At 66.0% G+C, this 25,271-nt stretch carries 27 protein-coding genes; 11 read left to right on the forward strand and 16 right to left on the reverse strand.

Annotated features, from left to right (window positions below):
* Positions 1-32 precede the first annotated feature (32 nt).
* Positions 33-1,271, forward strand: a complete 1,239-nt coding sequence (locus LC060_RS04440; RefSeq protein WP_226633060.1) for a dicarboxylate/amino acid:cation symporter — start codon at positions 33-35, stop codon at positions 1,269-1,271.
* A 36-nt stretch (positions 1,272-1,307) separates the two neighbouring features.
* On the opposite strand, the gene LC060_RS04445 is transcribed toward LC060_RS04440, so the two are convergent.
* The 5 genes from LC060_RS04445 to dapB all read right to left on the reverse strand — a co-directional run bounded on the left by LC060_RS04445 (position 1,308) and on the right by dapB (position 5,073).
* Entirely contained in the window at positions 1,308-1,721 is a 414-nt protein-coding gene (locus tag LC060_RS04445; protein WP_226633062.1) for a hypothetical protein, read from the reverse strand.
* A gap of 68 nt (positions 1,722-1,789) precedes the next feature.
* The gene (locus LC060_RS04450) at positions 1,790-2,728 is read right to left on the reverse strand and encodes an ion transporter (RefSeq protein ID WP_226633064.1); all 939 of its coding nucleotides are present in this window, start codon (positions 2,726-2,728) and stop codon (positions 1,790-1,792) included.
* Positions 2,729-2,817: 89 nt separating this feature from the next.
* Positions 2,818-3,528, reverse strand: a complete 711-nt coding sequence (gene nth, locus LC060_RS04455) for an endonuclease III (protein WP_226633065.1) — start codon at positions 3,526-3,528, stop codon at positions 2,818-2,820.
* The gene (locus LC060_RS04460) at positions 3,525-4,331 is read right to left on the reverse strand and encodes a potassium channel family protein (protein WP_226633067.1); all 807 of its coding nucleotides are present in this window, start codon (positions 4,329-4,331) and stop codon (positions 3,525-3,527) included. The genes nth and LC060_RS04460 overlap by 4 nt, the downstream gene beginning before the upstream one ends.
* A 13-nt stretch (positions 4,332-4,344) precedes the next feature.
* Positions 4,345-5,073, reverse strand: a complete 729-nt coding sequence (dapB, locus tag LC060_RS04465) for a 4-hydroxy-tetrahydrodipicolinate reductase (RefSeq protein WP_226633069.1) — start codon at positions 5,071-5,073, stop codon at positions 4,345-4,347.
* Between the two features lie 36 nt (positions 5,074-5,109).
* Between dapB and LC060_RS04470 the strand changes: the two genes are divergently transcribed.
* A complete protein-coding gene (locus LC060_RS04470; RefSeq protein ID WP_226633627.1) occupies positions 5,110-5,841 on the forward strand; it encodes an NAD-dependent deacylase in 732 nt (243 codons plus the stop codon).
* 142 nt (positions 5,842-5,983) lie between these two features.
* On the opposite strand, the gene LC060_RS04475 is transcribed toward LC060_RS04470, so the two are convergent.
* The 6 genes from LC060_RS04475 to mutM form a co-directional block, all read right to left on the reverse strand.
* A complete protein-coding gene (locus LC060_RS04475) occupies positions 5,984-6,751 on the reverse strand; it encodes a HesA/MoeB/ThiF family protein (RefSeq protein WP_226633071.1) in 768 nt (255 codons plus the stop codon).
* Positions 6,748-7,164 carry a DUF983 domain-containing protein gene (locus LC060_RS04480; protein WP_039391517.1) on the reverse strand — a complete coding sequence of 139 codons (417 nt, stop codon included), beginning with the start codon at positions 7,162-7,164 and terminating at the stop codon, positions 6,748-6,750. The genes LC060_RS04475 and LC060_RS04480 overlap by 4 nt, the downstream gene beginning before the upstream one ends.
* A 65-nt stretch (positions 7,165-7,229) precedes the next feature.
* The gene (locus tag LC060_RS04485) at positions 7,230-8,081 is read right to left on the reverse strand and encodes a GGDEF domain-containing protein (protein ID WP_226633073.1); all 852 of its coding nucleotides are present in this window, start codon (positions 8,079-8,081) and stop codon (positions 7,230-7,232) included.
* 198 nt (positions 8,082-8,279) lie between these two features.
* Positions 8,280-9,719: a chromosomal replication initiator protein DnaA gene (gene dnaA / locus LC060_RS04490; protein WP_226633081.1), complete on the reverse strand. Its 1,440-nt coding sequence runs from the start codon at positions 9,717-9,719 to the stop codon at positions 8,280-8,282.
* Between the two features lie 554 nt (positions 9,720-10,273).
* The gene (rpsT, locus tag LC060_RS04495) at positions 10,274-10,534 is read right to left on the reverse strand and encodes a 30S ribosomal protein S20 (protein ID WP_213501028.1); all 261 of its coding nucleotides are present in this window, start codon (positions 10,532-10,534) and stop codon (positions 10,274-10,276) included.
* 138 nt (positions 10,535-10,672) lie between these two features.
* Complete coding sequence (gene mutM, locus LC060_RS04500) at positions 10,673-11,485, reverse strand: bifunctional DNA-formamidopyrimidine glycosylase/DNA-(apurinic or apyrimidinic site) lyase (RefSeq protein WP_226633083.1); 813 nt, start codon at positions 11,483-11,485, stop codon at positions 10,673-10,675.
* Between the two features lie 105 nt (positions 11,486-11,590).
* On the opposite strand from mutM, the gene LC060_RS04505 reads away from it, so the two are divergent.
* The 6 genes from LC060_RS04505 (at position 11,591) to dut (ending at position 17,668) form a co-directional block, all read left to right on the forward strand.
* Complete coding sequence (locus LC060_RS04505; protein WP_226633085.1) at positions 11,591-11,941, forward strand: excalibur calcium-binding domain-containing protein; 351 nt, start codon at positions 11,591-11,593, stop codon at positions 11,939-11,941.
* Between the two features lie 122 nt (positions 11,942-12,063).
* Positions 12,064-13,023, forward strand: a complete 960-nt coding sequence (locus LC060_RS04510) for a DMT family transporter (RefSeq protein WP_226633086.1) — start codon at positions 12,064-12,066, stop codon at positions 13,021-13,023.
* 11 nt (positions 13,024-13,034) lie between these two features.
* On the forward strand, positions 13,035-13,766 hold the full coding sequence (locus LC060_RS04515) for a class I SAM-dependent methyltransferase (RefSeq protein WP_226633088.1): 732 nt from the start codon (positions 13,035-13,037) through the stop codon (positions 13,764-13,766).
* Positions 13,767-13,776: 10 nt separating this feature from the next.
* Positions 13,777-15,345: a 2-polyprenylphenol 6-hydroxylase gene (ubiB, locus tag LC060_RS04520; protein WP_226633090.1), complete on the forward strand. Its 1,569-nt coding sequence runs from the start codon at positions 13,777-13,779 to the stop codon at positions 15,343-15,345.
* Between the two features lie 228 nt (positions 15,346-15,573).
* On the forward strand, positions 15,574-17,214 hold the full coding sequence (locus LC060_RS04525; RefSeq protein ID WP_226633092.1) for a bifunctional phosphopantothenoylcysteine decarboxylase/phosphopantothenate synthase: 1,641 nt from the start codon (positions 15,574-15,576) through the stop codon (positions 17,212-17,214).
* Complete coding sequence (dut, locus tag LC060_RS04530; RefSeq protein WP_226633093.1) at positions 17,198-17,668, forward strand: dUTP diphosphatase; 471 nt, start codon at positions 17,198-17,200, stop codon at positions 17,666-17,668. Before LC060_RS04525 ends, dut begins: the two co-directional genes overlap by 17 nt.
* Positions 17,669-17,822: 154 nt before the next feature.
* Here the strand turns inward: dut and LC060_RS04535 are convergent, their stop codons facing one another.
* Together LC060_RS04535 and LC060_RS04540 are read right to left on the reverse strand one after the other, a co-directional pair.
* A complete protein-coding gene (locus tag LC060_RS04535; RefSeq protein ID WP_226633095.1) occupies positions 17,823-17,999 on the reverse strand; it encodes a hypothetical protein in 177 nt (58 codons plus the stop codon).
* 170 nt (positions 18,000-18,169) lie between these two features.
* Positions 18,170-18,793: a DUF4136 domain-containing protein gene (locus LC060_RS04540; protein WP_413465090.1), complete on the reverse strand. Its 624-nt coding sequence runs from the start codon at positions 18,791-18,793 to the stop codon at positions 18,170-18,172.
* 313 nt (positions 18,794-19,106) lie between these two features.
* Between LC060_RS04540 and LC060_RS04545 the strand changes: the two genes are divergently transcribed.
* Entirely contained in the window at positions 19,107-19,748 is a 642-nt protein-coding gene (locus LC060_RS04545) for an MOSC domain-containing protein (RefSeq protein WP_226633098.1), read from the forward strand.
* Positions 19,745-20,839: a glycoside hydrolase family 76 protein gene (locus LC060_RS04550; RefSeq protein WP_226633100.1), complete on the forward strand. Its 1,095-nt coding sequence runs from the start codon at positions 19,745-19,747 to the stop codon at positions 20,837-20,839. The genes LC060_RS04545 and LC060_RS04550 overlap by 4 nt, the downstream gene beginning before the upstream one ends.
* A gap of 66 nt (positions 20,840-20,905) precedes the next feature.
* Here LC060_RS04550 and trpS read toward each other — a convergent pair whose 3' ends face one another.
* From trpS to secB, 3 genes are all read right to left on the reverse strand, one after another.
* The gene (gene trpS, locus LC060_RS04555; RefSeq protein WP_226633102.1) at positions 20,906-21,925 is read right to left on the reverse strand and encodes a tryptophan--tRNA ligase; all 1,020 of its coding nucleotides are present in this window, start codon (positions 21,923-21,925) and stop codon (positions 20,906-20,908) included.
* Between the two features lie 18 nt (positions 21,926-21,943).
* Positions 21,944-23,557, reverse strand: coding sequence for a murein biosynthesis integral membrane protein MurJ (gene murJ / locus LC060_RS04560; protein ID WP_226633104.1), 1,614 nt, complete (start codon positions 23,555-23,557; stop codon positions 21,944-21,946).
* A gap of 152 nt (positions 23,558-23,709) precedes the next feature.
* On the reverse strand, positions 23,710-24,225 hold the full coding sequence (gene secB / locus LC060_RS04565) for a protein-export chaperone SecB (protein WP_226633105.1): 516 nt from the start codon (positions 24,223-24,225) through the stop codon (positions 23,710-23,712).
* 328 nt (positions 24,226-24,553) lie between these two features.
* Between secB and LC060_RS04570 the strand changes: the two genes are divergently transcribed.
* Positions 24,554-25,246 carry a Tim44/TimA family putative adaptor protein gene (locus LC060_RS04570; RefSeq protein WP_226633107.1) on the forward strand — a complete coding sequence of 231 codons (693 nt, stop codon included), beginning with the start codon at positions 24,554-24,556 and terminating at the stop codon, positions 25,244-25,246.
* Positions 25,247-25,271 lie beyond the last annotated feature (25 nt).

The following is a 25,271-nucleotide window of genomic DNA, read 5'->3' on the forward strand; positions in this document are numbered from 1 at the left end:
GTGTGAGCCCGGGGGATAAGGGTTCTAAAGCGATGGTGCGTTTCTGGTTCAAGGTGCCCCTGTGGCAGCGGGTGATTGCCGCGCTGGTGCTGGGCATCGCGGTCGGGATCTGGTGGGGGCCGGAGGCCGCCTCGATCAAGTGGATCGGCGACTTCTTCATCAAGTCGGTGAAGATGCTGGTGGTTCCGCTCATCTTCTTCTCGCTGGTTTCAGGCGTCACCGCGATTGGCGACTTGCGCAAGCTGGGGGCGGTCGGTGGCCGCGCCATGCTGCTCTTCGTCGTAACCGGCCAGATCGCGGTGTGGATGGGCCTGTTCCTGGGCACCATGCTCAAGCCCGGCGAAGGCCTTGATACAAGCCGCCTGGAGCTGGGCACGGTTCCCCCGCCCAACGAGACCACGGCGGTCGACATGATCCTCTCGATGATCCCGGAAAGCCCGGTCAAGGTCATGGCCGACGCGCAGGTTCTCCCGCTCATCGTCTTTGCCATGCTGATTGGCGTGGGCATCCTCATGGCCAAGGAAGAGGGCCACCCGCTCATCAAGATCTTCGATGCAGGCTCGGTGGTCATGCAGAAGGTCACGATGATCGTGATGGAGCTGACCCCCTTCGGCGTCTTCGCGCTGATGGCCTGGGTGGCGGGCACGCTGGGGCAGGACGCGCTTATCGCGCTGGCCAAGCTGGTCGGCCTCAATTACCTCGGCTGCATTCTCATCATCGTCGGTATCTACGGGGCGATGATCCATTTCCTCGCCCGTCTGCCGGTGCATGACTTCTTCCGCGGCATCGTCGATGCCATGGCGGTCAGCTATTCCACCGCCTCCTCGAACGCGACGCTGCCGGTCACCATGCGCTGCACCGAGCGCAACCTGGGCGTCTCGAACGCGGTCGCGAGCTTCGTCGTGTCGCTGGGCGCCACGATCAACATGAACGGCACGGCGATGTACCTGGGGCTGGCGACGCTCTTCGGCGCGCAGGTCTTCGGGGTCGAGCTTGACTGGGGTGCCTACTTCCTGATCTCGATCCTCTCCACGCTGGGCGCAGTGGGGGCCGCGGGCATTCCGGGCGCTGGCCTTATCATGATGGCGCTGGTCTTTGGCGCGGTCGGCGTGCCGCTCGAGACCATCGCGCTGGTCGCGGGTGTCGACCGCATCATGGACATGATGCGCACGACCACCAACGTCTCGGGCGATGCGGCCGTGGCGACCACGGTCGCGGTGATGACCGGCGAGATCGACCGTGCGGAAATGATCAGCGCGGACGACGTCTGAACCGGCAGGGCAGGGCTTCAACCTGCCCTGTGCCTCCTACTTCTCGAGCTTGACCGGGACGAAGGGTGCAAGGCCGCAACCGCCTGCGCGCTGGAAGCCGTTTCCGATGCGCTGTAGCGGATAGATGATGTCGTTGCGGCACAGGCGCGTCAGTGACGTCTCGTAGGTGAAGGTGTCCGCCGCGCGCAGGCCCGAGCAGCGGTTGGGCAGCGTGACGCGCCACACGTTCCGGCGGCCCGCACTCAGGAAGTCGATGGTGTAGTCGTCGCGGATCTCGGTCGTCGAGAAACTGTTGAGGGGGAGGCAGTCACGCGCCTCGCCAATCACTTCGGCAGCCGGTTCGGGCGGAGGTGCCGGGCGGGGCTCCCCTTGAGCGCAGGCTGCGAGGGCCAGCGGTGTGGCAAGTGGCAGAAGGCGCATGAGGCCTCCGGTCGCGGCGTGAAATGGCATCGGTGCTCTCCCATGGCGTCTCGAATTTCGGTAACGAAGGGGCATCGTGCCATGTTCCAGGCGGCGTGTCAGCGCGAAGGCTCCGGCTCGGCCTCGGCGGGACGCGGCAGGCGCGCGCCGCAGGCGTGGCAATGGCGCGCGCGGGGCAGGTGCTCGGCCTCGCCGCAAGCGGTGCAGGGCGGGGCGGGCGAGAGGCCGATGGCCCCGCGCGTGGCCCGGTCGAGCGATTCCGGCCCACGTCCCCGGTGCAGCGCAATTTCGCTTGTGACGATACCGGTCGGCACCGCCAGCGTGCCCCAGCCCAGCAGCATCATCAGCGCGGTCACGAACCGGCCCACGGGTGTTTGTGGGATGATGTCGCCATAGCCGACCGTCGTCATCGTGGTGATCGCCCAGTAGATCGAGACGGGGATCGAGGTGAAGCCGTGGGTGGGGCCCTCGATCACGTACATGAGCGAGCCGAGCACGACGACGATGAGTACGACCGAGGCGAGGAAGACCGCGATCTTGCGGCGGCTGGCGGCGAGCGCGATGGCGAGTTGCTGGTACTCGGTGATGTAGGCGGTGAGCTTGAAGACACGAAAGATGCGCAGGAGCCGCAGCACTCGCACGTCGATCAGGACATGGATCGCCGGGAACAGCAGCGCGAGATAGGTGGGCACCACCGCCAGCAGGTCGATGATGCCATAGAAACTCTTCGCGTAGCGCCAGGGCTGGCGCAGGCACACGATGCGCAGCGCGTACTCGGCGGTGAACAGCGCGGTGAAGCCCCATTCGGCGAAGAGGAACACGCGCGCCCAGCGGGCGTGGAGGCGGGGTATCGAATCGGCGAAGACGACACAGACGGACAGCAGAATCGCGGCGATCACGACCTTGTCGAAGAGGCGGCCCGCAGGCGTCTCCGCCTCGAAGGCAATACGGTAGATCCGCGCGCGCCAACCCGGCGGCGGGCCGCCCCAGAGTGGGCGGGCCCGTGTTTCGTGCTCGGAAGTCTGCGCGTCGGCCATGCCCCCTCCTGGCTGCTTTGCGTGGTCTCTCAAGGACCTAGCCTAAACGCATGGAGGCTGCCTTGACCAGACGCAAGCCAAGCGGTGGTTCAGCCCTTGGCGGCAGGCTTGCGCACCGCTGCCTTGCGTGCGGCGGGCTTCCTGGCAGGAGCGGGCTTGGCGCCTTTCTCCAGCACCTTCGCCTTGAAGCCACACAGGTCCACGACCGGACAGCGCCAGCATTCGGGCGTGCGCGCCTTGCAGATGTAACGCCCGTGCAGGATCATCCAGTGGTGCGAGCCGACCCGGAAAGGGTGGGGCACCTTCTTCTCCAGCCCCTTCTCGACCGCGAGCGGGGTCTTGCCCTTGGCCATGCCGGTGCGGTTGGCGACGCGGAAGATATGGGTGTCGACCGCGAAGGTTTCGGCTCCGAAGGCGCAGTTGAGGACGACATTGGCGGTCTTGCGCCCGACGCCGGGCAGTTCGACAAGCGCATCGCGGTCGGCAGGGACTTCGCCGCCATGCCTCTCGACCAGCATCTGCGAGAGCGCGATCACGTTCTTCGCCTTGGAATTGAACAGGCCAATGGTCTTGATGTGCTCCTTCAGCCCCTCTTCGCCCAGGGCTACCATTTCGGCCGGGGTCTTTACCTCCTGAAAGAGTTGGCGCGTGGCCTTGTTGACGCCCACGTCGGTCGACTGCGCGGAAAGCGTCACGGCGACGAGGAGCTGGTAGACGTTGCCGAATTCCAGCTCGGTCACCGGATCGGGATTGAGCTCGGCGAGGCGGCGGAAGAATTCGAAGATATCGTCTTTTTTCACGTCGGGTCCGTTTCGTCATCCTCGCGGTGGGCGAGGGTGGGGTCGTTGAGCGCGCGGCGGCGCTGCATCGCGTCGCTGAAGGCCGCCGCCATAATGCCGGTCGGCATCGCGACGAGCCCGATGCCGCTCATTGCGACGAGCGAGGCGAGGATCTTGCCGAGCGGTGTGACCGGCGAGACATCGCCGTAGCCCACCGCCGTCAGGGTGATGACCGCCCAGTAGAGCGCGCGCGGGATCGAGCCGAAGGCCTCGGGCTGGACCTCGCGTTCGGCCCAGTAGAGCGCGGTGGCCCCCAGGAGAAGCAGACCGCCGCCCAGCGCCAGGGTCACGAGCAGTTCGTAGCGCCGGTCGGTGAGCGCGTGCATCAGCTCGCGCAGGGCAATCGAGAAGTGGCTGAACTTGATAAGGGCGGCGAGACGGAGCAGCCTGATCAAACGCAGCACGGCGAGGTCGGAAAAGAAGAAGGGCAGGAGCGAGGAGATCACCACGATGAGGTCCAGCAGGGCCACCGGCGTTGCCATGAAGCGCAGCCGCATTTTCCAGGCGGGCGCGGCCGGATCATCCTCGACCACGGCCCAGACCCGCGCCGCGTACTCAACGCCGAAGATGATCCCGAAGACCATCTCGGCCCCGATGAAGAGCGCGCGGTGGGGCTGGAACAGGGTCTCCTCGCTGGCGAGGACGGTGAGCAGGATGGCCGCCAGGATCGTCGTCACCATCAGCCGGTTCATCCACGAGAGACCCCTGCGCAACTGCGCGGCCTCGGAATGAATGAACAGCTGATCGTGGACGTAGCGGCGCAAGCCTGACCTCCCCTTAGAGCCCCAGCACCTCGGGCATGGTGTAGCGGCCTGCGTCCTTCTCGCGAACCCACTGCGCGGCCTTGACCGCGCCCTTGGCGAAGATGCCGCGGTTCTCGGCCATGTGCGAGAGGGCGAGGCGCTCATTGTCGGCCAGGAAGTGGACGGTGTGATCACCTGCCACCGTGCCGCCGCGCAGCGCAGCAAAGCCGATGTGGCCTTCCTCGCGCTTGCCCGTGATGCCATCGCGGCCCCGGTCGGATGCGTCGCCGAGCGTCACGTCGCGGCCCTTGGCGGCGGCCTCGCCCAGAAGGAGCGCGGTGCCCGAAGGGGCGTCGACCTTCATGCGGTGGTGGGTCTCGACGATCTCGATGTCCCAGTCGCTGCCAAGGCGTGCGGCGGCCTCGCGCACGAGGTGGGCAAGGAGCGTGACGCCGAGCGAGGTGTTGCCGGTCTGGAGCACCGCGATCTCGGCGGCGGCTTCGTCGATCAGCCAGTGGTGGCGTTCGGCAAGGCCGGTCGTGCCGATCACCATCGGGACCTTGGCCGCAACGGCGGCGTCGAGGTTGCCCTCCAGCGCATCGGGGCTCGAAAAGTCGATCAGCACATCGGCCTTTGCGGCAAGGCCAGCGACGTCTCCATCGCGGTCCACGCCGCCCGCAAGGTCGAGCCCCGCGTCCGCGATCGCCTGCGCAATGGCCTGCCCCATGCGTCCGTTACTGCCGATAATTCCGATTCGTACCACTTGCCGTCTCCATTCAAGGCTGGTCTCATGGGCGGAATGGAACAAGTTCGCAACATCGTCATCCTGACTGGCGCCGGCGTATCCGCCGAATCGGGCATCGGCACCTTCCGCGATGCAGGAGGGCTCTGGGAGAACCACCGCGTCGAGGACGTGGCCACGCCCGAGGCCTTCGCGCGCGACCCGGATCTGGTCTTTCGCTTCTACGACACGCGCCGCGAGCAGGTCTTGCAGGTGGAGCCCAACGCCGCACATCACGCCCTGGCCCGCCTGCAGCGCGAGTGGCCCGCCCGAACGGGAGGCTCGGTCATGCTGGTCACACAGAACGTCGATGATCTCCACGACCGGGCGCTGGGCGCTGCGGATGGGGCCGAGGTGATCCATATGCACGGCGAGCATCTCTCGGCCTGGTGCACGGCCTGCGATGGTCGGACGCGCTGGACAGCAAGCCTGATCGACAGTCCGCCGTGCCCGTCCTGCGGCGCACCGGCCCTGCGGCCCGACATCGTGTGGTTCGGGGAGATGCCCTACCGCATGGACGAGATCTTCGCGGCGCTCGAAGACGCGGATCTGTTCGTCTCTATCGGCACCTCGGGCGCGGTGTACCCGGCTGCGGGCTTCGTACGCACGGCCGCGGACATGGGCGCGCATACGCTGGAGCTGAACCTCGAACCCTCGCAGGGGACCGACTGGTTCGACGAGGCACGCCATGGTCCGGCGACGCAGACGGTTCCGGTCTGGGTGGAGGAGATGCTGAAGGGGAAGGGGTGAAGACGGGATTTTCCGAGGGCCATCGCCCTCGGGCTCCCCAAACTGTCTAGTTCACGTTCCATGCGCACCCTCGCTTGAGTGAGGCGGGGGTGCCGAATTTCGGGGGCAAGGGGTGATGACCCCTTGAATACTCTCTCTTCTTTTACGCCCCGCAGGCTGAGCAGGCGGGGTCCTTGGCAATGCGGATCGAGCGCATCCCCGGGTTCATACCGTCGATGAGGGTGAGCGATCCGTATTTCGGATCGCCAAAGGCGGCGTGGCCGTCGACCAAGACGCGGATCGCGTGCATGGTCGCGAAGGTTCCGACCATGCCCACCATCGCGCCCAGCACTCCATCGGCGGCGCAGGTGTCGCAGTCCTGCGCGTCGAAGGCATCGCCCACGAAGCAGCGGTAGCAGGGCTGGTCCTCGCGGTGTCCGGCGAAGTTTGCGACCTGCCCCTGGAAGCGTCCGATCGCCGCGCTTGTCAGTGGTATGGCACGCGCAACACAGGCATCTGACACCGCGAGGCGAGTCGCGAAATTGTCACACCCGTCCAATACCAGATCGGCGTCGGGAAGAATCCGGTCGGCGTTGTCTCCCCCCAGCCGTTCGACCACGGCCGTCACTTCCAGACCAAGATCAAACCGCCGCACCCATTCGGCCGCCGCTTCCGCCTTGGGCGTGCCGACATCCGACGGCGTGAAAATCGTCTGGCGCTGGAGGTTGCTGACGTCCACGATGTCATCGTCGACCAGCGTGAGGCGTCCTACACCGGCTGCGGCCAGGTACTGCAGGGCTGGACTGCCAATGCCGCCGCAGCCGATCAGGACCACATGCGAATTGGCCAGCGCCGCCTGACCCGCTCCGCCGATTTCGGGCAGCACGATATGGCGCGCAAAGCGCGCGAGGCGTTCAGGCGCCAGGCTCATGGCGCATCGCCCTCGCTGGCAAGGGGCCTCTCGCGCACGAACCCGTGCAGGCCAAACCACCACTGCGCCGCGATCACCGCGCCTTTCACCGGCTGAAGCATGCCCAGCATCATCGCCAGCGCCAGCGGGATGACGATGAGGAAGATCGCGAGTGGCTCCAGGGCAAAGTCCTTGGACAGCGCGATGACGATCGGGGCCATCAGGTGTCCGGTCACGATCATCGCGATGTAGGCGGGGAAGTCATCCGCGCGCTGGTGGGTGAGGTCCACCCCGCACGACGCGCAGCTCTCGTTGGGTTTCAGCCACTTGCGAAAGAGGTGCGCCTCGCCGCAGCGGGGGCATCGCCCGCGCCCGGCGCGCAGGGCGGCCTCGGGAAAGGTGGCGGGAAGGGCGATTTCGTGAGCGGCGCGCATGGTCATGCCCTAGAGCAGGCGGGGGGACTCGATCAAGCGTGGATGCAGGCGGGCGGCAAGGGCGCTCAGGAACGTGCGATGCGCACGCGGTTGCGGCCGGCTTCCTTGGCCTCGTAGAGCGCGGCGTCGGCGCGGCGGCTCGCCTCGTCCAATTCGGCAATGGAGCGCAAAGGGGCAAGGCCGCAGGACAGGGTGACCGGCCAGGCCTCGTCGAGGAGGCCCGTGTCGAGCGCGATCGAGGCGCGCAGGCGCTCCATGACGAGGCGGGCCTCGTCGACCAGCGTGTCGGGAAAGAGCAGCGCGAATTCCTCCCCACCCCAACGGCAGCACACGTCGCTGCGGCGCAGGTCCGCTTCGAGCGCCTGGGCGAGGTTGCGCAGCAGCGTGTCGCCCGCGTCGTGGCCGAATCGGTCGTTGACCAGCTTGAAGTGGTCCAGGTCGATCAGAGCGAGGACGGCATTTCCGGGACGGGAAAGGGCGCGCTCGGCGGCCTTCCGGAAACCCCGGCGGTTGAGGAGCCCGGTCAGAGGGTCGTGCTCGCTCAGCGTCTCCAGCTTGGCGATGCGCGTGGAGGATTCCTGCGCGGCGACGATGACCCCGTCGAGCAGGCGGCCCACCAGGTCGTCGCTGCCGGTGGGGATGCCGCCCGGGTGTTCGCCTGCCTGGATCGCACGCAGCAGATTGGTGGCCTGGCGGATGGGGGAGAGCAGGCCGTGAATGGCCAGTACGCCGAAGATCGTCCCGGCCAGCGTCGCGCCCAGTACGACGAAGAGCGTGGGCACCGACCAGCCCCCCCAGAAGGCCTGAAAGGCAAGCGTGGCCAGAAGCGGTACGTGCACAGCGAAGAAGCAGATGAAAAGAATGCGCCATTCGTAATGGCGGCGAAACAGGAAAGTCGTGGCGTTGTAAAAGCGCATGGTGGGGGCTCCTGCGGCTTTCGTCTCTATGTATTGGGTCGCTTCTGTCACTTTACCTTAAATATTCGCGCCAAGGGTGTACGTCGGTTAACGCTGTTTTGCGCGACCATGGTGTTTCTGCGCAGATACAAAAGGGGCGCCCGGTTGCCCGAGCGCCCCTTTGTGCAATCTGTCGTCTCACGGCCCTGGCCGCGCAGATCAGCTTTCGAGCTGGCGCAGCAGGCTGCGTACGTCGCCATCCATGTCGGCATCGCGGGTGCGCAGTTCCTCGATGAGGCGCACCGCGTGGATCACCGTCGAGTGGTCGCGGCCACCGAACTTGCGGCCGATCTCCGGGTACGAGCGCGGGGTCAGCACCTTGGCGAGGTACATCGCGACCTGGCGCGGACGCACCACGGCACGGGCGCGGCGCTTCGAGCTCATCTCGGTGCGGTCGATGCGGTAGAACTGGCAGACCGTGCGCTGGATCTCGTCGATCGTGATGCGGCGGCGGTTGGCCGAAAGGATGTCGGTGAGCTGTTCCTCGGCCAGCTGCAGCGAGACCTGCTGGCCGGTGAGCTGGGCGTAGGCGATCAGCTTGTTGAGGCCGCCGACCAGTTCACGCACGTTCCGGTTGATCGTGCGCGCCAGGAATTCCACGACGTCGGTGGGCACGTCGATCGAGGCGAAGCGCTGCAGGCGGTTCTCCAGGATCGCGCGGCGCAGTTCGATGTCGGCGGGCTGGATGTCCGCGACGAGGCCCATCGAGAGGCGCGAGAGAAGGCGCGGCTCGACGCCGTCGAGCGCCTGGGGCGCACGGTCGGCGGCAAAGACCAGACGCTTGCCCTCGGCGAGGAGCGCGTCGATCGTGTAGAGCAGCTCTTCCTGGGCCGAGGCCTTGCCGATGATGAACTGGATGTCGTCGACCAGAAGGAGGTCGAAGCCGCGCAGGCGTGCCTTGAACTCGATCATCTGGTTCTGGCGCAGCGCCTGGACGAACTCGACCATGAAGCGTTCGGCCGAGCAGTAGAAGATCCGGGCGTGCGGGTGATTCGTGAGGTAGGCGTGGCCGATTGCGTGCAGCAGGTGCGTCTTGCCCTGGCCGGTCGAGGCCTTGAGGTAGAGCGGGGAGAACTGCGGCGTTTCGGTCGCGGCCATGCGCTGCGCGGCGTTGCAGGCAAGGACGTTGCTTTCGCCGGTCACGAACGAGGAGAAGGTCTGCGAGGCGTCGATGCCGGCCGGGCCCTGGCCAAGCGCGGTGAAGGCTTCACCCGACAGCGCGGCGGAGAGGGGATCGCCTGCGCTCTGAGCCGAATCGTTCGCAGGCGCGCGGCTGGGGCGGCCGCTGCTGCCAAGACGCAGCTCGGGGAGCTGGCGACGGCCGGGCTGAACCAGGATGCGCACGTGGCGCACGTCGGGACGCGCGATCTTCCAGGCCAGCGAGAGACGGTCGGCAAAGCGATCGTTCACCCAGTTGGCCGAAAACTCGGTGGGGAGATAGAGATCGAGCGTGCCGGTTTCCTTGCAGTAGTTGCCCGGCTGAATCGGCTTGATCCACTGGCTGTGCGCCTGGTGGCCAAGGTCCTTGCGCAGGCCCTGGCTGATGTCAGCCCAGTCTGCTGCGAGGTTCACCGCTTCACGCTCCTCTTCCGTCGTCACTTTGACTGCCTTGACCTTCTTGCTTGCGCTGCCTGCGCCCTGACCCGTTGACGATACTGACACCTTACCGAACTCCCCTGGTTCGCTGCCAAAACCAACGTGGCACACCTGAAAAACACCGAATGCGAATGCGGCAAATGCGACGAAAGAGGACCGCGCTGGGGACAAAACCTCCCCGCGCTGCAAAAGCTCTTTTGCAGCCGCTCGTTCCACTCTATCGCGATTTGCCCGGCCAGTTCCGCAACGGCCGGAAGTCCTTTTAGGGAGGGCTTTGGCCCACAGGCAAGACGGCCATCCCAAAATAAAAAAATTTAAGGCAGTTGACTCACGTAAGTCTGCGGGAAACGCCGTAACAAAAGTGTTTTGTGGCGGAATTCCAAGGGTTTGCGGATTTGGCTTCGGCGAATCGCGGTGTTTCCTAGGCTTTCGTCAAACGAGTTGGAAACACCTGCCCGGAACGCAACAAGGCCGGGGATCGCCTCCCCGGCCTTGTTCCACTTTCGTACTGATTTCGGCCCGGATCGGAGGTCCGTTCCGGGCGAATCAGGAAAGGATCAGAGCGCCGAAACGCGCTTCGTCAGACGCGACATCTTGCGCGCTGCGGTGTTCTTGTGGAGCACACCGCGGGCAACGCCACGGGCGAGCTCGGGCTGGGCTTCCTTGAGCGCGGCCGAAGCTGCGGTCTTGTCACCACCGGCGATGGCGCTCTCGACCTTCTTCACGAAGGTGCGGATGCGGCTCATGCGGTTGGTGTTGATCAGTGCACGACGCTCATTGCGACGGATGCGCTTACGGGCTTGCGGCGTATTGGCCATTAACGTTCCTCTGTCTGGCCGCCTCGCGGCCCCTTGCCTGGTCGAATCTCGAAAATTTGGCGAACGGATTCGCCGGAAAGCGCGCCCCATAGCGGTGAGGCCCGATTTCGTCAAGATACAGCGCGTGTCGGGAATGGCTCATTTCTGGCATTTCCGGCACCAGAAGGTGCTGCGCCCGCCCTGCACGAAGCGCAGGACCGGCGCGCCACATAGGCAAGCTTGCCCCTCGCGTCCATAGACCTGCCAGGAAGTCGCGAAATAGCCCAGTTCTCCGGTGGGCTGGGCGTAGTCGCGGATGGTCGAGCCGCCCGCTGCTATCGATTCGCTGAGCACGTCGCGAATCGCGGGGACGAGTCGTTTGAGCGCGGGAAGGGTGACTTTGCCCGCCGCCTTGTCGGGCCGGATGCCCGAACGGAACAGCGCTTCGCACACGTAGATGTTGCCGAGCCCCGCGACGATTCCCTGATCAAGGAGCAGCAGTTTTACAGGGGCGATTCGCTCCTTGAAGGCGGCCTTGAGATGGGCAGGGGTCAAATCGGGGCCGAGCGGCTCGGGACCCATCTTCGCAAACGGTCCCCAGCTTTCGAGGTCCGCGCTGGGCACGAGATCGACCGAGCCGAAGCGGCGTGCGTCGTTGAGGGCGAGCGTGTGGCCGGCACCGGTGGTGAGGACGAGGTGATCGTGCTTCTCGGGGCGCTCAGGCTCGATCCGCCAGCGGCCCGACATGCCCAGATGAAAGACCATGGTGACCTCGCGGTCGGTATGGACAAGGCCGTATTTGGCCCGCCGTCCCATACCGGTCACGCGCGCGCCGGTCAGCGTCTGGACGAGATCGGGCGGGAAAGGGCGGCGCAGGTCGGGGCGGTTCACGGCAACGCGGGCAATCCGCTCACCATCGAGAAAGCGGGCAAGGCCGCGCACAGTCGTTTCGACTTCGGGAAGTTCGGGCATGGTCCTGCCTGTGTAGGTACGATTGGTGAGGTATGCGAGAGGTGCGCAGGCGAGGGGGGGGGCGCTTACAAAATTGTAAGGGGCATCTCCTAGAGGCTTTCCCTCATGCTTTCCCTTATCTTTTCAAGGCTCGCTTTTGTCCGGCAGTCCATCCTGGCACTGGCCTGTCTTGCGGGCGGTCTCGCCTATGGACCCGTCCTGGCGCATCCAGGTGGCCTTGATCGCAGTGGATGTCACCACAACCGCCGCACGGGCGACTACCATTGCCACCGGGCGCCTGTGCCGCAGCGGCAGGCCGCCACGTCTTCGTCTTCCTTCCGCCCTGCGGATGGGGGGCAGACCTACTATCCCAACTGCGCGGCGGTGCGCGCTGCGGGACGTGCCCCCTTGCGGCGGGGCGCGGCAGGCTACCGTCGCGGGCTCGACCGGGACGGCGACGGCTTTGCTTGCGAATAGGGGCCTTCGAATAGCGTCCAGCAATTAGAGGGCTTCGAATAAGGCGCCTGCGCACGGGGCGTGTCCGAGAGGTCCGCGCTTTGCCGTCGCCAGAGCGATCCGGGCAGGGTAAGTCCCCCGCCATGGCCGATTCCTCTCCATCTCCCCCCGCGTCTTCCTCCGCGCTGCGCCCCTTCCTCATGCTGGGGCTGGTCATGCTGTTCTGGGCGGGCAATTCGATTGTCGGGCGGGCGGTGCGCGCGGATATTCCGCCGTTCACGCTGGCCTTCGGGCGCTGGGTGATCGCGGTCCTGTTCGTGGCTCCGCTGGCGCTCCCCAAGCTGCGCGCGCAGTGGCCACAGGTGCGGGCGCGGGCGGGATGGCTGGTGCTGCTCGGGTTTCTGGGCGTGGTATGTTTCAACTCCTTCGTCTATTCCGGGCTCCACCACACCAGCGCGACGAACGCGCTGCTGCTCCAGGCCGCGGTGCCGAGCTGTGTGCTCCTGTTCGACTTTCTGCTTTTCCGGGGGCGCCCGGCGGCTTTGCAGGTCGCGGGCGTGGCAGTCTCGACGCTGGGTGTGCTCTTCATCGTCTTTCGCGGCGATTGGGCCGCGGTGGAGGCGCTCGAGATCGGAGGGCTGGGCGACGCGTTGATCCTGTGCGGGGTGGTGTGCTGGGCCTTCTACACGGTGCTCTTGCGCAAGAAGCCCGCAGTCGATGCGCCGGTCTTCGTGTTCCTGACCTTTCTTCTGGGCGCCATCGCGCTGGCCCCGCTCGCGGCCTTCGAGGCTTCGCGTGGGCTGACCGTCGCCTGGTCCTGGCCGGTCGTGGGGGCCTTCTTCTATGTCGGGCTGTTCCCCTCGGTGCTGGCCTATTTCATCTATATCGCCGCGACCATGAAGCTGGGCCCCGCGCGTGCGGGGCAGGGGATCACGCTGATGCCGCTGTTCGGTGCGCTCCTGTCCGCGCTGCTGCTGGGCGAGGATATCGCGCTCTTCCACGGTATCGGCATGGGCCTCATCCTCGTGGGCATCGTGCTGGGTGCATGGGCCTTGCGTGCAGGTGCAAAATCACCAGTGGCGCTCCGCGCACCACGGGGCTAGAGGACTGAGTCATGAGTGAAACGGTTTCCTTCGGGTACGAAGAGGTCGCCGCCGAGGAGAAGGCCGGCAAGGTCGGTGCCATCTTCTCGAACGTCGCGCGCAAGTACGACATCATGAACGATGCCATGTCGGCTGGCATGCACCGGGTGTGGAAGGATGACTTCGTGCGCCGGGTGAAACCCCGCGCGGGCGAGCAGATCCTCGACATGGCGGGCGGCACGGGCGACATCGCCTTCCGCATGGAGGCCAAGGGCGCCGTCGTCACGGTCTCGGACATCAACCAGGACATGCTCGATGTCGGCATCGAGCGCGCGATGGAACGCGGCATCGATACGCTCGTGTGGTCGCGCCAGAACGCCGAGGAACTGACGTTCCCGGATCGCCACTTCGACGCCTACACCATCGCCTTTGGCATCCGTAACGTCACCCACATCGACAAGGCGCTGGCCGAGGCGCACCGCGTGCTCAAGTACGGCGGGCGCTTCTTCTGCCTCGAATTCTCGACCACCGAGTGGCCCGGCTTCAAGGAAGTCTATGACGCCTACTCGCACAAGCTGGTCCCCAAGCTGGGCAAGATGATCGCGGGCGATGCGGACTCCTACCGCTACCTTATCGAATCGATCCGCCGCTTCCCGCCCATGCCCGAGTTCGAGGGCATGATCCGCGCGGCCGGTTTCAAGCACACCAAGGTCGAGCCGATCCTGGGCGGTCTTGTCGCGATCCACTCGGGCTGGAAGGTCTGAGACAGGCATCGTGACGTCCCGACTGACGCATATTCGCAGGCTCCTGAAATGGGGCCGGGTCCTCGCTCGCCACGGCGCGCTGCGCGGGATCGAGAACGACCGCAACGCGCCTGCACCGGTCAAGCGCCTGTGCCGTGTGGCTCGCTTTGGAGCGAAGCAGGGGGACGAGCCCGACTACGCAGGCGCCTTCGGCTCGATCGGTCCGGCCGCGATCAAGCTCGGTCAGGCGCTCGCAACGCGGCCTGACCTTGTCGGCGAGGGCCCCGCGCGCAACCTTCTGACCCTGCAGGACAGCCTGCCGCCGGTTGACTTCGCGCTCATCCGCAAGCGGATCGAGGAAAGCTTCGAGCGCCCCCTGGAAGAGGTCTTTGCGACTTTCGAGGAGCAGCCTATCGGCGCGGCTTCGATCGCGCAGGTCCACGCCGCGACCACGCTCGACGGCCGCAAGGTGGCGGTCAAGGTGCTGCGTCCGGGCATTCGCGAGCAGTTCAACCGCGATGTCGAGACTTACGAGTGGGCCGCCGCGCATCTGGAAGCCTTCGGGGGCGAGGCCGCGCGCCTGCGCCCGCGCGCGGTGATTGCCAATCTCAAGCGCTGGACCGTGCGCGAACTGGACCTGAGGCGCGAGGCTGCTTCGGCCTCCGAGCTCGCCGATGGCATGAAGGCGGTCGAGGGCTATCGCATCCCCGCCATCGACTGGGAGCGCACCAACGGCCAGGTCCTGACGCTGGAGTGGATCGACGGCATCAAGATGAGCAACCTGGAGGCGATGAAGGCGGCGGGGTACGACCTGCCCGAACTCGCCCACCGGCTGGTGCTCACCTTCCTCAAACAGGCGATTTCGGCCGGATTCTTCCACGCCGACATGCACCAGGGCAACCTGTTCGTGCAGGGCACGCCCGAGGACGCGACGATCGTTGCCATCGATTTCGGCATCATGGGGCGCATCAACCGCCAGGCGCGGCTGTGGCTGGCCGAGATCCTCTATGGCCTGACCACCGGCAACTACAAGCGCGTCGCCGAGATCCACTTCGAGGCGCAGTACGTGCCGAGCTACCACTCGGTCGAGGATTTCGCGACGGCGCTGCGCGCGGTGGGCGAACCCATGCGCGGAAAGCCCGTGTCCGAGCTTTCGGTCGGGCAGATGCTCGACGGGCTCTTTGCCATCACCCGCGATTTCGACATGGCCGTGCAGCCGCATTTGCTGCTGCTGCAGAAGACCATGGTCATGGTCGAGGGGCTGGCAACCGCGCTCGATCCGCAGATCAACATGTGGGACGTTGCTGCGCCCTTCGTGAAGGACTGGATCCGCGACGAGCTGGGGCCCGAGGCCGTCATTGCCGACCGCCTGCGCGAGGACCTGGCGACGGTCGCGCGCCTGCCCGCGCTGGTGCGCCGGATCGAGGAGCGCTTCCCCCCCAAGGGCGGCGCCCCCGAACAGGCCCCGCTGCCCGAGATCGATCTGCTCTGGGAGCGCAAACGTAAACCCGATGGTAACCACCTTGGTGGTTATATTCTCGCGGCAATCGCGGGGGGCATGGCCGCATGGGCGGTAACGTACTGGAACATGATGCTGTAACGCACAGGGCTTGTGCCCTGTGGGAGTGTGCGCTGCGCGTTGTCGCGGGGCAGGGAACATGACCGTCCCGTACAGCCTTGCCGGAACCTTGCGTTCGCAAGAGCGCTTGTCCGACAGCCGTAGTTCGTTTGACAGCGACCTCGCCTGCGCCTCGCGCGGCAGCGTACCTGCGTTCTTTTCCTCCAAACCGATTGCGTGATGATGAGTGCTGTTGCAGAAGCCAGAACCATGAACGGACCGCGTATTCTCCTGGTCATCGGCGGCGGCATCGCGGCCTACAAGGCCTGCGAGCTTGTCCGCCACATCCGCAAGGAAGGCGGCGAGGTTACTTGCGTCCTGACGGAGGGCGGCGCGCAGTTCGTGACGCCCATGGCGCTGGCTGCGCTGTCGGGGAACCCGGTCTATACCTCGCTCTTCGATCTCAAGGACGAGGTCGAGATGGGGCATATCGAGCTTAGCCGTGCGGCTGACCTCATCGTGATCTGCCCGGCGACCGCCAATCTTCTCGCCAAGATGGCCTCGGGCATTGCCGACGATCTTGCCACCACCATGCTGCTTGCCACCGACGCGCCGGTGATGGCGGTTCCGGCGATGAACGTGCGTATGTGGCAGCACCCGGCGACCGCGCGCAACGTGCAGGTCCTGCGCGATGCAGGCGTGGACGTGATGGAGCCCGACGAGGGCACGATGGCCTGCGGCGAATATGGCCCCGGCCGTCTGCCCGACCCGGTGGCGATCTGGCAGCGTATCGCCTGGGGGCTGGGCCTTGGCCCGGTCGAGGTGGCCCCGCTTCCGGGCGAAATGGCCTACGACCAGAGCTTCCCCGGCCTGCCGCCCGCGACGGGCGAGGACGGCCAGGTCTGGCAGCCTGAGTTCGACGATCCCGAGCCCGAAGAACAGGACGAGGGCGGCATGGGCCTTGGCGGCCTGTCGGGCGGGATGATCCTGCGCGGCGGTTCGGGCAAGGCGAAGAAGGCGGTGGACCTGGGCGGCGGCGAAAGCACGTCCGAGGCGGCGCCTGCCGATCTGTCGGGTTCGCCGCTCATGGCCAAGAAGGGCGCGGCCCGCGCCGCTCCGCCGACCGACCCCGAGGCGATGAACCACCTTACTTCCGCGCATGGCGACTTCATGCGCGCCCAGCCACTGGCGGGCGAGGACCCCTACGCGCATCCCACTATGCTGGCCGATGGCAGCTACGACATGACCCCCTTCGTTCCGGGCGAAGGGCCGCTTGCGGGGCGCCACGTGCTGGTGACGGCAGGTCCCACCTGGGAGCCGATCGACCCGGTCCGCTACATCGCCAACCGTTCTTCGGGCAAGCAGGGCTTTGCCATCGCGGCGGCCGCCGCGCGGGCCGGTGCACGGGTCACGCTGGTCGCGGGGCCGGTCTATCTGCCCACGCCGCCCGGCGTCGACCGGATCGACGTGGAAAGCGCGCTCGACATGGCCGAAGCGGTCAAGCAGTCGCTGCCTGCCGACATTGGCGTGATGGTCGCGGCGGTGGCCGACTGGCGCCCGGTGAGCGTTGCGGGTCAGAAGCTCAAGAAGCGCGGGTCCGCCCCGCCCGCCTTGCTCCTGACCGAGAATCCGGACATTCTGGCAACCGTGGCCTCGCGCCCGGACCGCCCGCCACTTCTCATCGGCTTCGCCGCCGAGACCAACGACGTGATCAAGTACGCCACCGACAAGCGCAAGCGTAAGGGCGCGGACTGGATCATCGCCAACGACGTCTCGGGCGATGTCATGGGCGGCGATGCCAACGCAGTCCACATCGTGCGCGGCGAGGACGTGATCTCGCTCCCCGAAATGCCCAAGGAGGAGGTCGCCCACCTTCTTGTCGAAAGGATGATCGATGCATTCGCCAGCTAATGTCCCGGTACCCCTGAAGGTTCTGCCCCACGGCAAGGGCCTGCCGCTTCCGGTTTACGCGACGGCGGGAGCGGCCGGAATGGACGTGGTCTCGGCCGAGGATGTGACGATTGCACCGGGCGCGCGCCATGCGGTTGCAACCGGGCTGGCCATGGCGATCCCGGAAGGCTTCGAGATCCAGGTGCGCCCGCGTTCCGGGCTTGCACTCAAGCATGCGATCACCGTGCCCAACACGCCCGGCACCATCGATTCGGATTACCGCGGGGAGCTGAAGGTCATCCTCATCAACCACGGGACGGAAGATTTCTCGATCGTGCGGGGGGACCGTATCGCGCAGCTCGTGCTCGCACCCGTCACCCAGGCGACCTGGCTCGAGGTCGAGGAGCTGGATGAGACCGTGCGCGGCGAAGGCGGCTTCGGCTCGACCGGCGGAGTAACCGCGCTCGGCAACTGAGCCCGGACAGGGCTGCTTTAGCGGGTGAGCCCCAGGCCAGGCGCGCACCCACGCCAACCCCAGCGTTTCCGGATTTCATCGCTCGCCTATTCGGCGGCAGGCTGCGCGATATCACTGATGAATTCGCCAAGGGAGCCATGGGGCGCGGTTGCCCTCAGTCCTCGGTCTTGGCGTTGCTGCGCCGTTCCTGCCGCTCACGCCGGCGTTTCACCATCCACCAGCCCGCGCCGCCAAGCCCGAACACGGCAAAGGCGCCGCGTGCGACAGTCGCGAAGGCCGCTTCCAGCGCGCCCACGGTGACGCCCCAAAAGAGCTGGGACATGATCGCCATGAAGGTGTTCATCCTCGCGGGGTCTCCCAAAGGGTGGGTTCGGGCCAGTCTGAGGTGGGAAGAGGGCGGCAGCAAGGCCCCAAAAAGCTTAGGGCGAGCCCGCCTTGCGACGGACCCGCCCCTCGGTGTCTCCCAGTAGGGAGCCCGTCAATATCGTGGAAGATGCAAGATTACTTGTCTTCAGGTGCCACTGTAATGCGCACGGTCTCGCCCGAGTTCCCGGGAAAATCGGTAAACATCGCTTCGACGAGATTGGGGACCAGATATTGCAGGCTGTTCGAGGTCGAGAGGGCCTGAGCCTTGCCTTCGAAGAGGCGCTGGCCATCGGCGGCACGGTCGATTTTCACTTCGATGCCGCTGGTGAAGACGGTGTACGAGTTCATGCCGCCATCGAAATAGGGATCGTAGAAGCCATAGCGCCACGGGCCGCCGTAGAAGCCCCCGAAGCGGCCATAGCCACCGAAACGGCCATAGCCGTACCAGGGGTCATAATAGGGCGACATGCGCGAGCGCACGCGCTCACGGCCGGTGTCGATGCCGTAGTCGAAGCGCACGATCATGTCCGCGTTCGCGGGATCGCGCGTCGGCGTGTAGCCAAGCTCGGCCATCTGCTCGGCCACAAGACCTGCGTACTGCGCGAACTCGAGGCCGCCTTCGAGCTTTTCGTCGTCGGCAACGACGGCGAAGGTCTGTCCTGCCGGGGCGGGTAGCTGCGACTGGAAGCGCGAGACGTCCGCCTTGAAAGGCGTCGTACAGGCGCTGACCGCCACGAGCATGAGCGCGGCCAGCGCCATGCGCAGGTGCGCGGCGAGCGGGGTGCGTCCCGGTTGGCCGTAATTCTGGGTCATCCTATTCACTCCACTGGCCTCTGTCTGGGCAATCGGCAGGGTTGAATTCCCGGCCCCGCGGGAGGGGCGAACCGATGAGGCTCTTAACGATATTGCCGTTCCGGGTCTGAATAGCGGTTGAATGGCGCCGGGCTTGCGGTGAACTGCAAACGCGTGAATCGGGCAGACCTGCGCGATTTTCCATTTTCCGCACGTCGAACAGGGGTTAGGCAACGCCCTGTGATATAGGCACTTTGCACGGGGAAAGCGAGTCCGGTTCATGCGTATTCTCTCGGTCAACTGCGGTTCGGTGACGCGTTTTCGCGGGCCCGATGAACACAGCGCCATCGCCAAGCGGGCCGTGGAAGGGCCTGTGAAGGTCGGCTGGCTGGGCCTGGAAGGGGACCGGCAGGCCGATCTCTCGGTCCATGGCGGGCCGGAAAAGGCGATCCACCACTACCCCCACGATCATTACGCCTACTGGCGCGAAGTGCTCGGCGGCCATCCGCTGCTCGAAGGCGAAGGGGCTTTCGGGGAAAACATCTCGACCCGGGGCTTGCGTGAGGACGAGGTCTGCATCGGGGATCGCTTCCGGATGGGCAGCGCGCTTGTTGAAGTCGCACAAGGGCGCCAGCCCTGCTGGAAGCTCGATCACCGCTTCGATGGTGCCAAGGTCATGGCCGGTGTCGTCGCGACGCGGCGCTCAGGCTGGTACTACCGGGTCCTGGAAGAGGGCGAGGTTGCAGCAGGCGATGCGCTGGAGCTTGTCGCGAGGCCCTATCCGGCCTGGAGCGTGGCCCGTGTCTTCGGCCTGCTTATTGCCGGGGACCACAAGAACGACCCCGCCGGGCTCGAAGCGTTGGGCGAAGTGACGCCGCTGGCCGAGGCCTGGGCGAAACGCCGTGCGAAGCTGCTCGGATGAAGAGGGGGCGATGGTGGGCCGCTCTGACGCTTGGCGCGGCACTTGCGCTCGTCCCGCTTGCCGGGACCGCGCAGACGCCGAGCGAAGCGCCAGGTGCGGCTCCGGCGTGGGATGCGCGTGCGGGACAGGCTCTGGCCTTCCTCGATGCCCACTGGTGGCGTGAGGACCTTGGGGCGGACGGTGACTGGGAGCGCGCGGGCGGCTGGCAGCGCTTCGTGCTGGCCGACGTGCTCATCGCCTACCGCGCGCGCACAGGCGATACCCGCTGGGACGCGCGCATCCACGCGGCTCTGCGCAACCACAACCGCCTTGCGCTCAACGACGATGCACTCTGGGCGGTGATCGCCAGTGTCGACGGTTGGCACATGGAGGGCGATCCGGCTCTGCTCGATTACGCGGCCCGTACCTTTGCGGAGCTGGTTCGGACGCATTGGGACACTACCTGCGGTGGGGGTATGTGGTGGAACCCGCGGCGGACCTACAAGAACGCAATCACCAACGAGCTGCTTCTGACCGCCGCGACACGGCTCTACCGGGCGACGGGGCAGGAGGAGTACCGCGCCTGGGCGCTGCGCACCTGGGGCTGGCTGGGCGCCTCGGGCATGATCGGCGAGGATGGGTTGGTGAACGATGGGCTCGTCATCGATCCGCAGACGGGGATCTGCCGCAACAACGGCCAGCCGCGTTGGAGCTACAATCAGGGGGTACTGCTCTCGGGTCTCTCCGACCTGACCGAAATCACAGGCGCCCCGATCTACCGTGCGCGCGCAGTGGCAACGGCTCGGAGCGCCCTGGCCACTCTGGCTCACCCAGATGGCACTCTGCGCGAGCCGGTGCCGCAGATCGGCGCCGATGGCCTTGCCTTCAAGGGCATCTTTGCCTTCCACCTTGCCTACTTGATGGATGCCCTGCCCGAGGGGCCTGACAAGCAGGCCTTGCGCGAGGGGGCGCGCCGCAATGCGCAGGCGATCTGGCGGATCAGTTCAGAGGGGGAAAGGCCCATCGATTCCGACTGGACCGGGGCCAAGGAGCAATACGGCGCGGCCGCGCAGATGTCCGGCGCGGCGATGCTGCTGGCGGCGGGGCGTTGAGCGTCTGGGGAGATGAACGGGAAGGGGACAAGGCCAGCAGGTATCGCCCCCTCCCGTGTGTCTCACTCAGCCGCGCACGAGGCCCAGCGCGTCATAGGCCGCGTGCAGCGTGGGCAGCGCCAGCGTGCGGGCCTTCTCCGCACCCTTGGCGAGGATCGCGTCAAGGGCGCTGTAGTCCTTGCGCAGCTCGTTGAAGCGTTCGTTGATGGGGGCAAGCTTTTCCACCAGCACTTCGCCGAGCGCGGGCTTGAACTTGCCGAAGCCTTCGCCGCCGAAATCGGCAAGGATCTGCTCAACGCTCTGTCCGGTCATGGCCGAGTAGATGCCGACGAGGTTGTTGGCTTCCGCACGGCCTTCCAGGCCCGCCTTCTCGCTGGGCAGTGGTTCGGCGTCGCTCTTGGCCTTCTTGACCTTCTTCATGATCGTATCGGCATCGTCGGTAAGGTTGATGCGCGCCATGTCGGAGGGGTCGGACTTGCTCATCTTGGCCGAACCGTCGCGCAGGGACATGATGCGCGCCGCCTCGGGCGGGATGATCGGGTCGGGCAGGGTGAAGACCGGCGCGTTCTCGCTTGCGAAGTCGTTGTTGAACTTCTGGGCGATGTCGCGGGCGAGCTCCAGATGCTGCTTCTGGTCTTCGCCCACCGGCACGTGGGTGGCCTGGTAGAGCAGCACGTCGGCGGCCTGGAGCACCGGGTAGGTAAACAGCGCGACCGAAGCGCCTTCACGGTTCTTGCCCGACTTGTCCTTGAACTGGGTCATGCGGCTCAGCCAGCCCATCCGCGCCGTGCCATTGAGGAGCCACTGCAACTCGGCGTGCTGGGGCACCTGGGTCTGGTTGAACAGGATCGAGCGGTCAGCATCGATCCCGCAGGCGACGAGCGCGGCGGTCATCTCGCGGGTGTTGGCCGAAAGCGTCTTGGGATCATGCGGCATCGAGATCGCGTGCAGGTCGGCGAGGAAGTAGAGGCTCTGCCCACCCTCGGCGGCGATGTCGTCCTGCATCTTCACCCAGTTCTTGATGGCGCCCAGGTAGTTGCCAAGGTGAAGGTTGCCCGTGGGCTGGATGCCGGAGACGATACGCATGGTTTTTCGTGCCTGTGGTTAGTCCGTAGGAGTGACCGGTTCGGTTTTGGCGGCCGGTCGGCGCCGCCGTAGCTGGGCAAGCAGGTCCTTGTCGAGTGCGCCGACAAGATAGGCGGTCACGAAAAAGACGAGCATGCCCGAGATGCACAGGGCAGCGAGCGACCAGACCTTCTCGAAGACGTTGCCGCCATAGCGCCCCGCCATGAGCGGCATCAGCGCCCAGAGTACGCCGCCCATGACTGCACTGGCCACGATCTGGCGCGCGATGCGCGAGCCGAGCCGGGCGGTGAAGTGGAACCAGCCGCGCAGCTGCAGGATGATGTAGAGCGTCGCCACGTTGAGCGTGGAGGTGAAGGCCGTGGCCCCAGCGAGGCCAACAATGCCGAAGCGCGGGACGACCGCGATGTTGACGGCGATGTTCACGATCAGCGTCCCGGCCGCGATCCACACCGGGGTGCGGGTGTCCTCGCGGCTGAAGAAGGCGGGCTGGAAGACCTTCACCAGCACGTAGGAGGGAAGGCCGCAGACAAGGGCCACGACGATGGCGGCCATCGTGTCGCCATGGGCCTGGCTCATCTTGCCGCCCACGAAGAAGGCCGTGACGAAGGCGGGCGCGCAGATGGCAAGCGCGACGGCGGCGGGCAGGGTGAGAAGGCAGGCGATCTCGACCGCGTTGGCCTGGAGGCGCTGCGCACCGGCGTCGTCGTGCGACTGGATGTGGCGCGCCAGCATCGGCAGGATTGCGGTGCCCAGCGCAATGCCCACGATGCCCAGCGGCATCTGGTTGAGGCGGTCGGCGTATTTCAGCAGCGTGAGGGAGCCTTGTTCCAGCGAAGTCGCAAAGAACGTGTCGACGAACTGGCTGATCTGGTAGACGCCCGCGCCGAAGGTGGCGGGCAGGATCAGCATGCCCAGCTTGCGCACGTCCTTGGTGAAGCGCGGGGCCCGGACCTGAAGCTTCACCCCCGCCTTGCGGGTGGCCCAGGCCATGTAGACCAGCTGCGCGACGCCGGACGCGCTCACCGCAATGGCGACGCACCAGGCGATAACCTGGTCCGAACCGCTCGCCTTGCCGAGAAAATAGCCGGTGACGATACCGGTGATGAGGACCACGTTGAGCAGCACCGGCACGAAGGCGCCCGGCGCGAATTTGGAATGGGCGTTAAGCACGCCCGAGAGCATCGCAACCAGACTGACAAGGCCGAGATAGGGAAAGGTCGTCCGGCTAAGCGCGACGGCCAGTTCGAACTTGCCGGGGACCTCCTGGTATTCGCCCGCCAGCAGCCAGACGATCGCGGGCATCGCGATCATGGCGATCGCGGAGAAGCCGAGCAGGACCCACACGAAGACCGAAAGGACGTCGCTGGCAAAGCGATTGGCCGCATCCTCGCCGCCGCCCTCGGACGGATCCGCGGCCAGCGTGCGCGTGTACATCGGCACGAAAGCGACCGAGAAGGCGCCCTCGGCGAAGAGGCGCCGGAAGGTGTTGGGAAGGACGAAGGCAAGCTGGAAGGCGTCGGCGGCAAGCCCTGCGCCCAGAACGCGGGCAAGAAGGATATCGCGCGCAAAGCCGAAGATGCGGCTCAGCAGCGTGAGCCCGCCGATGGTGCCGACGTTGCGGACAAGACTCATGGCCTCAGATGCCCTCTTTTGCACGCCGGTGCCGGGATAACCCCGTTGTCGGACCGGCCGGCTTCCATCACGGGGGAACGTCGGGGGAGGGTTGGTCCTCTCCCCCGACAGATCAGGTCTGCGAAAGGTTTACGCAGTGTGCAGGCCTTTGATCAGGCGTTGCCCATCGGCGGATCGCCCGCGGTCGCGCCCTGCTGCTGCTGCGCCTGGAGCTGCTGGACATAGAGGCCGTTGAAGTCGATCGGCTCGAGCATGAGCGGCTGGAAGCCGGCGTCGCGCACGGCGTCGGCCACCACGCGGCGCGCGAAGGGGAAGAGGATGCGGGGAGCTTCGGCGAAAAGGAAGGCATGGGCCTGCCCATCGTCGAGGCCGCGCATGCCAACCAGCGCGCAGTAGCTGAGGTCGACGACGAAGGCCGTGCCCGCTTCGCACTTGGACGCGCAGGTGATCTTCAGTTCGACTTCGTGGACTTCGCCTTCGATGGCCTTGGCCGCGATGTTGAACTGCACGTCGATCGCGGGCGTGTCCTGCCACTGGAACGACTGGGGCGCGTTGGGATTTTCGACCGAGAGGTCCTTGATGTACTGCGAGATGATCCCGGCGCTGGGGCCTGCATCGCCCCCGTTGCCGAGGTTGAGATCGGAGATGACGTTGCCTTCGTCGGCCATGGTGGTGATTTCCCGCTTTAATCCATTGATCGTCCGGCTGCCTCGGGCGATAGGGCGCCGCAAGGAAGCGATTCTCGCGCGCTAGAGCATTTTTGCGCTCCGTGGAACACCCCAGTTGCGGGCCCGTTGTGCGGTTAGACGCGCGCAGGTGCATTCTCGCCCCGGGTTTCGCCCGCTATGTCGAAAAAATGCCCCGATCCGGCCGCACACGCGTTGTTCATTTGTCAACGCTACCTACATGGGGTTATGTTACGAAGATTACGGTCCCGACGAACGCAGGCGCAAAGTACCTGGTAGCGGGGCCGAAGGAAGGAATGGGTACACGAACGTGACACCGGAAATCGTCATCCTGGCCATGATCGCAGCGTTTCTCGGCCTGCGGCTCTATTCCGTGCTGGGCCGCCGAGCCGAGCATGAGGAAGAGCCCATTGCCGGACGCTTCGAAGGGCAGCAGGGACAGCCCGGTGCGACGCGGCCCCAGGCGCCTCGCCGCCCCGAACTCCGCCCGGACGACCAGCCCCAGAGGGCTGGGCAGGACCCGCGCATCCAGCAGGTGCCGGTAACCTCGCCCACCGCCGAGCGTGGTCTCGCTGCCATTGCCGCTGCCGACCGTCGTTTCGACGCGCTGGCCTTCATCGAAGGCGCCCGCGGCGCCTATCGTCTCGTGCTGGAATCGTTCTGGAAGGGCGACAAGGCCGAACTGCGCGCCCTGTGCGACGCGCCTGTCTACGAGAGCTTCGAGAGCGCCATTGATGCGCGGATCGAAGCGGGCGAAACGCTCGACAACCGTCTCGTGCGGATCGAGGACGTCAAGATCGTGGCGGCAGGTGTGGAAGACGGCACGGCGCGCATAACGCTGCGCTTCCGCTCGGACATTGCCGCGGTAACCCGCGACGCTGAGGGCAATGTCGTGGCTGGTTCGCTCGACGATGCGATCGAGGCGGTCGATGTCTGGACCTTCACCCGGCAGGTGCGTTCGAGCGATCCCGACTGGATCCTCGAGGAAACCGACGCCGGTTGATCTTTCCCGCGCAAATGCGCAGGTA

Origin of the sequence: Novosphingobium profundi (assembly GCF_020524485.1) — a bacterium.
GTDB classification, from domain to species: Bacteria; Pseudomonadota; Alphaproteobacteria; order Sphingomonadales; family Sphingomonadaceae; genus Novosphingobium; species Novosphingobium profundi_A.

Excerpts from the sequence above, each read along its gene's own strand:
- LC060_RS04440 (WP_226633060.1), top strand. The coding sequence starts at position 33 with ATGGTGCGTTTCTGGTTCAAGGTGCCCCTGTGGCAGCGGGTGATTGCC.
- LC060_RS04445 (WP_226633062.1), bottom strand. The coding sequence starts at position 1,721 with ATGCCATTTCACGCCGCGACCGGAGGCCTCATGCGCCTTCTGCCACTT.
- LC060_RS04450 (WP_226633064.1), bottom strand. The coding sequence starts at position 2,728 with ATGGCCGACGCGCAGACTTCCGAGCACGAAACACGGGCCCGCCCACTC.
- LC060_RS04470 (WP_226633627.1), top strand. The coding sequence starts at position 5,110 with ATGGAACAAGTTCGCAACATCGTCATCCTGACTGGCGCCGGCGTATCC.
- LC060_RS04475 (WP_226633071.1), bottom strand. The coding sequence starts at position 6,751 with ATGAGCCTGGCGCCTGAACGCCTCGCGCGCTTTGCGCGCCATATCGTG.
- LC060_RS04480 (WP_039391517.1), bottom strand. The coding sequence starts at position 7,164 with ATGCGCGCCGCTCACGAAATCGCCCTTCCCGCCACCTTTCCCGAGGCC.
- LC060_RS04485 (WP_226633073.1), bottom strand. The coding sequence starts at position 8,081 with ATGCGCTTTTACAACGCCACGACTTTCCTGTTTCGCCGCCATTACGAA.
- rpsT (WP_213501028.1), bottom strand. The coding sequence starts at position 10,534 with ATGGCCAATACGCCGCAAGCCCGTAAGCGCATCCGTCGCAATGAGCGT.
- mutM (WP_226633083.1), bottom strand. The coding sequence starts at position 11,485 with ATGCCCGAACTTCCCGAAGTCGAAACGACTGTGCGCGGCCTTGCCCGC.
- LC060_RS04505 (WP_226633085.1), top strand. The coding sequence starts at position 11,591 with ATGCTTTCCCTTATCTTTTCAAGGCTCGCTTTTGTCCGGCAGTCCATC.
- LC060_RS04510 (WP_226633086.1), top strand. The coding sequence starts at position 12,064 with ATGGCCGATTCCTCTCCATCTCCCCCCGCGTCTTCCTCCGCGCTGCGC.
- LC060_RS04515 (WP_226633088.1), top strand. The coding sequence starts at position 13,035 with ATGAGTGAAACGGTTTCCTTCGGGTACGAAGAGGTCGCCGCCGAGGAG.
- LC060_RS04525 (WP_226633092.1), top strand. The coding sequence starts at position 15,574 with ATGAACGGACCGCGTATTCTCCTGGTCATCGGCGGCGGCATCGCGGCC.
- dut (WP_226633093.1), top strand. The coding sequence starts at position 17,198 with ATGCATTCGCCAGCTAATGTCCCGGTACCCCTGAAGGTTCTGCCCCAC.
- LC060_RS04535 (WP_226633095.1), bottom strand. The coding sequence starts at position 17,999 with ATGGCGATCATGTCCCAGCTCTTTTGGGGCGTCACCGTGGGCGCGCTG.
- LC060_RS04540 (WP_413465090.1), bottom strand. The coding sequence starts at position 18,793 with ATGGCGCTGGCCGCGCTCATGCTCGTGGCGGTCAGCGCCTGTACGACG.
- LC060_RS04545 (WP_226633098.1), top strand. The coding sequence starts at position 19,107 with ATGCGTATTCTCTCGGTCAACTGCGGTTCGGTGACGCGTTTTCGCGGG.
- LC060_RS04550 (WP_226633100.1), top strand. The coding sequence starts at position 19,745 with ATGAAGAGGGGGCGATGGTGGGCCGCTCTGACGCTTGGCGCGGCACTT.
- trpS (WP_226633102.1), bottom strand. The coding sequence starts at position 21,925 with ATGCGTATCGTCTCCGGCATCCAGCCCACGGGCAACCTTCACCTTGGC.
- murJ (WP_226633104.1), bottom strand. The coding sequence starts at position 23,557 with ATGAGTCTTGTCCGCAACGTCGGCACCATCGGCGGGCTCACGCTGCTG.
- secB (WP_226633105.1), bottom strand. The coding sequence starts at position 24,225 with ATGGCCGACGAAGGCAACGTCATCTCCGATCTCAACCTCGGCAACGGG.